A 9,148-nucleotide genomic window follows, 5' to 3' on the forward strand; every position below is an offset into this window, starting at 1 on the left:
ATGTCGTGAATCCCGAACTGAGCTGGTACGATCCGCATAGTCATGCCACGCTTCCGGTCGATCAGGAAGACGATTCCCATGGTACACATACGATGGGCACGATGGTCGGCTCTGAGGAAAACGGAACGAACCGAGTTGGCGTTGCACCTGGTGCGAAGTGGATTGCGGTTCGGATTTTTAATCCGGAAACGACGGATGCGATTATACTGGATGGCGGTCAATGGCTGCTTGCGCCAAAAGATGCCCAAGGGAATCTTCATCCCGAGCTTGCTCCAGACGTAGTGAACAACTCGTGGGGAGGCGGACCGGGTCTTGATGAATGGTTCCGGCCTGTGGTTCAGGCATGGCGGGATGCTCAAATCTTCCCTGAATTCTCTGCAGGTAATACCTCTCTTTCCAATCCGGGCGGACCTGCTTCGGTAGCCAATCCGGCGAACTATCCGGAATCCTTCGCTACTGGAGCCACCGATATCAATGATAATCTAGCCAGCTTCTCCTTGTTAGGACCATCACCCTATGGTGAGGTGAAGCCCGAAGTTTCCGCACCGGGTGTTAATATCCGGTCATCTGTCGCTGGTGGCGGCTATAAAGGCGGATATAACGGTACTTCTATGGCCGGACCTCATGTTGCGGCTCTTGCAGCCCTGTTGCTGCAAGCGAATCATTCGCTTACCGTAGATCAGCTTGAGGAAATTTTGATGAACACAGCTACACCGCGCACGGACAGCACATATCCTACTTCGCCAAACAATGGCTACGGACATGGTGTCATTAATGCGCTGGATGCAGTCGGTTCGGTCATGCAAGGTCTGGGCTCCGTGTCTGGTAAAGTTGTAACGGGTGGCGACGATCTGGAAGCACCTGTTCTCGAGCATACACCGCCCGCAGCGGCATTCGAAGGTATTGATATACCTCTGACTGCTCATGTAACGGATGATGTCGGCGTGACAGCCGTTGAGGCATTTGCCAAAACAGCAGGTACGTCAAACTATGTATATATTCCGTTGGAACGGACCTCCGGCGACAGCAAAGATGGTACATATCAAGCGTCCATCCCGACTTTTTTGGTGGACAGCGCTGGTCTGGAATACTATATTCGTGTAAATGATTACGGTAATAACGGATTTGAAACTGAAGTATACAAGGTTAAAATCTCCAAAGGCGTAAAACCAGGCTACACACAAGACTTTGAAAAAGACATTGCCGGTATTAATATCGGTGGACAGGGCAGTGTTTGGAAATGGGGAACTCCGACAAGCGGCCCTAAAAGCGCACATTCGGGTACAAAGGTCATCGCGACTAATCTCGAAGGCCAATATCAGGCCAACTCCAACAGTTATTTTATGGCCCCTCCGATTGATCTGACCGAGAGCTCAAAAGGGGCACTGGTCAGCTTCAAGCATTGGTACGATCTTGAAAATAATTCTGATTTCGGCAAAGTGTACGTAGCAACCACAAACAATCAGAATGCGTTTGAGCAGGTATTATCGTTTACCGGCACCAGCAATGGCTGGAAAACACAATATCTTGATTTGCGGGCATTCGCGGGTCAAAAGGTATACCTCCTCTTCAACTTTACTAGTGACAATACGGTTGTGAAAGATGGCTGGTATATTGACGATCTGTCGATTCAGGAGCCAGACACCGTTGCACCTGCTGCGCCGAGCAATTTGACTGCTGAAGCCGATACTGTGGGCAACGTCACACTGGCCTGGAATGCTTCCTCCGATGAAGATGTGAAGCAGTACAAGGTGTATCGTTCTACCCAATCAGGCAAAAATTATACTTCCATCGGTACAACCTCAGCACTGACACTCACAGATACCATCACGGTCGGTGGAGCGACCTATCATTATGCAGTGGCGGCTGAGGATTATAGTGGCAATGAAGGAATCAAGTCAAATGAGGCTTCTCTGAGAGTAGACGTGCCGGATACGCTGTATAGCGATCATTTTGACGGCAGCTCGGATAATGGCTGGACTCATTCCGGTACCAAGGATGAGTGGGAACGTGGCATTCCCAAGGAAGTAGGACCAGAAAGCGCAGTGTCCAGACCAAATGTGTGGGCAACCGATCTTGATAGCAATTATGAGAACGGAGCTGAATTTTCGCTGGTTTCTCCAAAAATTAATTTGCAGGCTGTACGCAACGCAACACTGACCTTCAATCACTGGTTTGAAATTGAGGCTGGCTATGATTACGGTTATGTGGAAGTGTCCAAAAACAATGGCGACACGTGGAGCGAGCTGGGCAAGTTCTCTCACAATACGAATGGGAAAAAGTGGACTCCGGTTTATTACAATCTGGATAGCTACACCGGCAATGAGATCCAAATTCGCTTCCGTTTGAAATCGGATAACAGTGTGAACAAGAACGGCTGGTACATTGACGATTTCCGTGTGTTGGGTATTCCAGCTGCGACAGTGACCAAGGACATCGTACCTGAGTCGAATATCAAGCTGGAAAAAGCGGAAGAACAGTTCCCGCTGTACAAAATTACAAGCACTGAAAAGAGTGAATTCCAGGAGAAAGTGAAGCCGGCAGAAACAACGGTGGATAGTGGACGTGTCGGGCTCGACAGTCTTCCAGCCAGCGCTACGGTTACGGTATTGGAAACCGGACGTTCGGTGAAAACGGATCCGACCACGGGCAAATACAGCTTCACCCATGTAGCGGGCGACTATACGCTGAAGGCTGAAGCCTATGGTTACGTGCCTCAAACGAAAGCAGTCACGATTGAGAATAACAAAGTCATTAGAGCAAACTTTAGCCTTCAGGCCATACCTCACGGTACGATTCACGGGGTCATTACCGACAAGCAATCCGGTGAACCGATCCAAAAAGCGAAAGTGTTGGTGCTGGAGGATGCACGTATTGCTCCGGTAGAGACGAATGAGGCTGGAGAATTTACGCTGGATGTGCTGGAAGGAACATACACATTGTCCATTTCAGCTGAAAATTATTATAGCGACAGTGTATCCGTTACTGCTCCTCCGAATGGTAGTGTGGAAGCGAATGTCACGTTGAAACCTTTCATCGGGTTCCAGGGAGGCATCGCCTACGATGACGGGACAGGAGAAAATGCCAGAGCCTTTAATGCGGCAGGCAATTCATGGGCAGTCAGAATGACGCCTGAGTCGGAAGTGGCTCAAGTGACAGGCGCATCGCTTTTGTTCTGGAACTCTGCCTTCCCGAATCCGGGAGGAACGGCATTCCAATATTCTGTCTATGACGCCTCCGGTGCGGCAGGAGCGCCTGGACGATTATTGGCTGGTCCATTCGACGGGACTGCCGTGCGGGACGAGTCACAATGGACGACGGTGCAGCTTCCAGAGCCGGTGACGGTTCAAGGTGACTTCTACATCGTATATACACAGTCTGCTGTAGGCACACAGTCGCCGGGTCTTGCTACAGATGAGAGTGGCCCGAATGCACTTCGCAGCTGGCAAGGTGTAAGCGGCGCATGGAGCCAATCACCTGAGGAGGAAGGGAATTACATGATCCGGGCTATCGTCAGATATCCGGTGAATGCTCCAACGATTACGACTCCTACGAAGGCTACGTATACGCAGGAAGAGTCGATTACCGTAACAGGAACTTCCCCGGCAGAAGGAGCCGATATTCAGCTCTTTAACGGTAAGGAGCTGGCTGGCACAACGAAAGTGAAGGATCGCCACTTCAGTTTGTCGGTTGATCTTCAACCAGGAGCTAATCCGCTAAGTGTTCAAGCAGCGGTATACGGCAAATTAACGGATCGTTCCGAAACGGTGGTTGTGACACTCGATCAGACTAAACCGGGTCTGATCCTGACTTCACCTGATGAAGGGGCCCGTACAAACGCGGGTGTAGTCAGTGTAGTCGGTACCGTGTATGACGAGTTCCTCACCGAATTGACGATTAATGGTGAGCCCGCTGAATTTGGAAGTGACGGCAGCTTTAACAAGCGGTTGCTTATCAACGAAGGTGAAAATCAAATTACGGTGACGGCCAAGGATCTTGCCGAAAACGAAACAAGTGTTACGCGCTCGGTGTATGTCGATACAGCTCTGCCGAAGCTTGAAAACATTAGCCCTGCTGAGGATGTGCGTATTACTCCAGGGCAGCCGGTACGAGTATCCTTTGACAGTGCATCCGGTTTGGAGGCGTCCTTCCATGTGGAGCTGCCTTTCAACCTGTCCACTTTGGGCCGCAACGATATTCCATTAAATGAAACTTCGTCAGGCCACTATGAAGGTACTTATTTCACTTCATCTTCTCTGAACCTGGAGGGCGGAGTCATCGTGATCCGGGTAAGGGATGCAGCGGGAAATGAAGTGGAGACGGAGGCACCGGGAAGATTGTATGTAACCAATGGTGGAGGACAGAACCCTGATCCGAATCCATCCAATGAGAAGCCGGTAGCCATTATTCAGGCTAATGAATCAGCTAAGAAGAACAAAAATGTACAATTTAACGCCAAAGCTTCCCGTGATGTAGACGGTGAGATCGTTAGTTACAGCTGGAATTTTGGCGATGGCGATACGGCGGTCGGTTCCAAGGTGAAGCATAAATTCACCACAGCTGGAACGTATACCGTAGAGCTAACGGTAACGGATAATGACGGCGCAAGTGGTAAGACTGTGCATACGATCACGATCCGTTAACAGCCAGTAGGAAAGGAAATGCTTCTTTTAGAATAACAATGAAGGCCCACAGCAAGCCACGGTTTATAGAGGCTGCTGTGGGCCATTTTTAAATTGTCGAACCGTTCAAGAAGCGGTACAATGAGTAGAACTCTATAAAGTGAATCGTTTCACAATAGAGGATTTTGCAAAAATCCAATAAGCGATTTTCAATAAACGATATATAGATCGAAATGGTCTAGTTCGTCTATATATTGCACTTTGGAGCGACTGGAATCGAATTTTGCAAAATCCTGAATAATATTTTTTAGCAGGAGAGGATCCTATTGATTCATTTGCAAAAAGAAAGCGGACGTATCCGTCTAGAGCTGGATGCCTATTTTATGGGGGAAGATATCATTGTATTCATTTCAGGCGGTGATCAGCCTCATTTGGGAACGATTACAGCAGGGGCCAGACTCGAGCCGATTCAAACTGTGCAATTGCAAAATCACAAGGAGTTTTATATTACCGAAGAAATTGCAGTTCGCTTGCGAAAAGAGTTTGCAGGCAATTTTGCCATTTGCTGCGGGGCACATTTAGATCATGCAACCAAGGACGAAATCCGAGTGCTGACAGATATGGCTATACAACTGGGGAAAGAGCTCATTGGAGAACTCAAGCAAGCACGCTAGTAGCATACCTTTTTAAGTGAACTCCCGAAAGAGCAGATTGCGATATGGGTACTTACTAAAGGGATACTTAAATAGCAATGCAAAGCCATCATCCTCAATTTGTACGGATTTCAGCGCAGAGGATGGAATCAAACTACGGATCATGACATGAACTGCACGCTGGTCTTGTCTGTTGATCGCTTTGGCTAAGGCAGAAGCAAAACATGGATTGCGTGCCAATTCGCGATACAGTGGAAAAACGGCTTTTGCAATGGCGCGATGAACTCTCGGCTCAAACGTAAACTGCACAGTCCCCGGTGGAATCGTCGTTCCATTCGTATAATAGAGCATCGGTGGCTGAGCTAAAAAGGAAATAAAGTAGCCGATGCCATTCGTGCCTAAGCCTTGTTTGGCGGCAAATGGCGCTACTGAGCAGAGAAGGGATTTCATCCGATCCAAATTGCCTTGAACGACAGCTCGTGACCATTGGACGGCAAAAGCACGTCGGGTTGCAATAGCTTTGTAAAAGGGTAGCATGGCAGCGGATATTTTCCTAAGTGTATTTGCATTTAAACGTTTGTGAGGCGAGCCCTTTCTGCGGGATGTTGCACGATATAGCATAGCTCCGACCTCCTTGGTAGGATGCTCTCATGGAGCGCAATTGATCTGTAACAGGTACAATACTGTATGCCCGGTTACCTCAAAAAGTGCTAATATCGCTAGGTTTCTTCTTTTTAACGTTCTAATTTAAAAATTCGAAATAAGTACTGTCCTGATTTGTAAGATTGTGGTACCCTAGAACTTATATAATTGCTATTTTTCGTATTGGAGTTGAATTTAACAGATGAGTGATTTGTACAAGGAGCCTCGATCTTCCGATCCTTTTCAGGAGACGAACGATTATAACGCCCCATTTAACCCGCCCCCAGTAGTTCCACCTACGAATAGTAAAGCTGTTGCCTCGATGGTGCTCGGGATTTTATCTGTTGTCATTCCCTATATTGGATTGATTATCGGAATTGTGGGTATTATTTTGTCCAGTCTTTCCCTGAAGGAAATTAACCGTCATGGCGAGCAAGGCAGAGGTATGGCCATTGCTGGACTGGTATGTAGTATTATCGGTACACTGATTTATACACTAATCATCATTTTTATAGTTATTGTTTTTATTGTAGCGGCCTCCAGTGGCGATCCGGATATTTTTTCAGACATTTAATGAATTGAAGAATGCTTGAGTCAGACAAACCATTCACGATTTGACGATTGGATGCTATGATAAAAGGAGTCCAATGAAGGAGAGTGAAGCCGTATGGCACGTACTCAAACACAAAAAGCGCTGAGCAAGGCAAAACGCGCTGGAATCTATTGCGCGGCACAAAGCCGCAAAACGAATGACCATTATGGCGAGATTTCACAGCACATACGAGTGAAGCCGACCAAGCAAGAACAATTACAAAAGGTCAAGCACAAGAAGCGAATCGTTCAGAGCGACGCTTCTTTTTTTGTCTTTAGAGAGAACAGCAGTGTCCTTTTAGGCTTGGATTTATAAAGTAGCAGAGAAATGATTGTATACAAGCGAATAGCATTTTTTCTGTACCGAAAAAGGACTTGATAATAATTATCATTATTGTTAGAATATCATAAGAAAGAAGGAACCCGGGCATGGGCTCCTTCATTATAAAACTAGGCTTGAAATCAAAGATTTACTTGGCTTCGAAGGTTTTGCAGTCTGTTTCTTCGGATTTGTGAGTGTCTTCAGGTCTGTTGCTTACGATGTAAATGGAGCTAGCACTACATTTATTCTCTTGGGCCCAGTGCGTACATGAATTGACTTCACACAGAACGTCTTTTGCCATGTTGTACACCTCCTTATATGGATGTGGTGGGCTGAGCAAATATAATCACGGTCAGTCAAGGTAGGACTTGTCCAACTGTGTTTACCCTCTTGTTAGGAAGAGGGACTTTGCTATGCCTACTTGTACAATATCAAATGAATTTTAAAATTGCAATGTTTGCTTCTTTTTGCAGTTCGAAGCGGACACAAGTGTCCCTTTTAATTAAAAAACAAAAGCTGTCCTCCATGCAGAACGAAATGTTTCTCTGCTGGAGAACAGCTTTTTTTGTTTTTCTGACATAATGACGATATGAAAAGACTTAGCGCACGTTAGGAATACTTACGATGGGATCGATGTCAGCATCATAGTCTACGCCCTCAAACTCAAAGCCGAACAGTTGGAAAAATTCGTGACGATATCCTTCAAGATCTGACAATTCGTAGATATTGTTGGTCGTCAGCGCCTCCCATATCTTCTCAACCTCTGCCTGTACGTCTTCGCGCAGTTCCCAATCATCAATACGAATACGTCCTTCTTCATCTACAGGAGTTTCTGGTGCGTACAGACGCTCAGCAAACAGGCGGTAGCTCTGTTCTACGCACCCTTCATGCAGCCCTTTTTCCTTCATTATCTTATATAAAGCAGAAATATACAGAGGAACGACAGGGATAGCGGAGCTAGATTGGGTAACGAGTCCTTTGGTGACTGCGACGAAGGCGCGTCCGCCTGTAACTTTCAGCTGATCGTTCAGCTGATGTGCTGTCTCCTCCAAATGATCCTTTGCACTTCCGATACTGCCTTCTCTGTAGATGGCTTGTGTAATATCTGAACCGATGTACGAAAAAGAGAAGGTCGTTGCAGTATCAGCCAATACACCGCCTTCACGCAAGGCGTTAATCCACAATTTCCAGTCCTCACCACCCATAACCTCTACAGTTGCTTGTACTTCTTCTTCTGTTGCGGGTTCAAGCGTCACGCTGCTGACTTCCCCGGTGTGGAAGTTAACGGTCTTGTTTGTGTAAGGCTTACCAATAGGTTTGAGCACGGAATTAAACGTTTCGCCTGTGCGGGGATTTGTACGACGACCTGAAGCGACACTGTAAATCACCAGATCGACTTGTCCCAGTTCTTCGCGAATGGCTTCCACCGTTTTGGATTTGACCTCATCCGAGAAGGCATCGCCTGTTACGCTTAAGGATTTAAGCCCAGCTTCCTGAGCAGCTTTTTCAAATGCAGCAGAATTGTACCAGCCTGCCGATGCTGTACGTGTGGCGGTAGCATTACTAGGGCGATATACACCAATTGTATTGGCACGCGCACCGAAGGCGGCAGTAATGCGAGAGGCCAACCCATATCCGGCAGATGCCCCGATCACAAGTACATTACGGGGTCCTTGGATAGCAGGACGGGCCTGTACATAGTCAATTTGCTCCTGAACATGTTGGGCACAGCCCACCGGATGAGCAGTGGTGCAGATAAAGCCACGTGTTCTTGGTTTGATAATCATGTTATTGTAATTCCTCTCTTCTTGTAGCGATCTTCACCCTTACTATTTTAACTTTTAACTATTTTTTTTCAAACGTGGATTTTAGTAAGTATCCTTTTTACCCAAAAGTGTATCCTTGCACGGGGTGGCAAGTGCCTAAGTGCCTGCATATGATGCTGTAACGATAAATATGAGAAGGGAGAGAGCTGCTTGAAGAATAAGAGCCGCAAAACCATAAGAAACAAAAAGCCGCTCTATAGTGTAATTGACCCGGATATGAATGAATTAAGTATGATACATCGCGTGAAGCCACAGCCTGCGGAGAGGGAGACAGAAGCAAGACTTCATCAAGTTGCTTCTCCGCCTCCCCCAACCAAAGAGGAGCCGGAGCTACAGACTGTTGTCGAACCTGAAGTCGAGGCTTCGCATGAGACGGAGGTTGAATTTGCGGATGCAGAGGAGACTCAAGTGTCGATGGAGGAACCCCCAGAGCTAGAAGCAGAGCCGGAGCCAGAGCCAGAACCAGAACCTGATCCAATTGATGTGGAGGAA

At 47.2% G+C, this 9,148-nt stretch carries 8 protein-coding genes; 5 read left to right on the forward strand and 3 right to left on the reverse strand.

What is annotated here, in order from left to right; translation table 11 throughout:
- Together GRP75_RS14330 and lpdD are read left to right on the forward strand one after the other, a co-directional pair.
- A partial coding sequence (locus tag GRP75_RS14330; protein ID WP_160789624.1) for a S8 family serine peptidase occupies window positions 1-4,643 on the forward strand: 4,643 nt, incomplete at its 5' end.
- A gap of 305 nt (window positions 4,644-4,948) precedes the next feature.
- On the forward strand, window positions 4,949-5,296 hold the full coding sequence (gene lpdD / locus GRP75_RS14335; RefSeq protein ID WP_160789625.1) for a prenylated flavin chaperone LpdD: 348 nt from the start codon (window positions 4,949-4,951) through the stop codon (window positions 5,294-5,296).
- Between the two features lie 12 nt (window positions 5,297-5,308).
- Here the strand turns inward: lpdD and GRP75_RS14340 are convergent, their stop codons facing one another.
- Window positions 5,309-5,896 (reverse strand): hypothetical protein, encoded by a 588-nt coding sequence (locus GRP75_RS14340; protein ID WP_076265307.1) that lies wholly within the window; start codon window positions 5,894-5,896, stop codon window positions 5,309-5,311.
- A gap of 223 nt (window positions 5,897-6,119) precedes the next feature.
- Between GRP75_RS14340 and GRP75_RS14345 the strand changes: the two genes are divergently transcribed.
- Both GRP75_RS14345 and GRP75_RS14350 read left to right on the forward strand, forming a co-directional pair.
- Window positions 6,120-6,491 carry a DUF4190 domain-containing protein gene (locus GRP75_RS14345; protein ID WP_025720792.1) on the forward strand — a complete coding sequence of 124 codons (372 nt, stop codon included), beginning with the start codon at window positions 6,120-6,122 and terminating at the stop codon, window positions 6,489-6,491.
- Window positions 6,492-6,584: 93 nt separating this feature from the next.
- Window positions 6,585-6,824 (forward strand): hypothetical protein, encoded by a 240-nt coding sequence (locus tag GRP75_RS14350; RefSeq protein ID WP_160789626.1) that lies wholly within the window; start codon window positions 6,585-6,587, stop codon window positions 6,822-6,824.
- Window positions 6,825-6,978: 154 nt separating this feature from the next.
- Here the strand turns inward: GRP75_RS14350 and GRP75_RS14355 are convergent, their stop codons facing one another.
- Together GRP75_RS14355 and fabV are read right to left on the reverse strand one after the other, a co-directional pair.
- Entirely contained in the window at window positions 6,979-7,131 is a 153-nt protein-coding gene (locus tag GRP75_RS14355; RefSeq protein WP_023989813.1) for a DUF1540 domain-containing protein, read from the reverse strand.
- 298 nt (window positions 7,132-7,429) lie between these two features.
- Window positions 7,430-8,617: an enoyl-ACP reductase FabV gene (gene fabV / locus GRP75_RS14360; protein ID WP_160789627.1), complete on the reverse strand. Its 1,188-nt coding sequence runs from the start codon at window positions 8,615-8,617 to the stop codon at window positions 7,430-7,432.
- A 189-nt stretch (window positions 8,618-8,806) separates the two neighbouring features.
- Between fabV and GRP75_RS14365 the strand changes: the two genes are divergently transcribed.
- The coding region (locus GRP75_RS14365; protein WP_202404136.1) for a hypothetical protein at window positions 8,807-9,148 on the forward strand (342 nt) is incomplete at its 3' end.

This window comes from Paenibacillus sp. OT2-17 (assembly GCF_009827695.1).
Taxonomy (GTDB): domain Bacteria; phylum Bacillota; class Bacilli; order Paenibacillales; family Paenibacillaceae; genus Paenibacillus; species Paenibacillus polymyxa_B.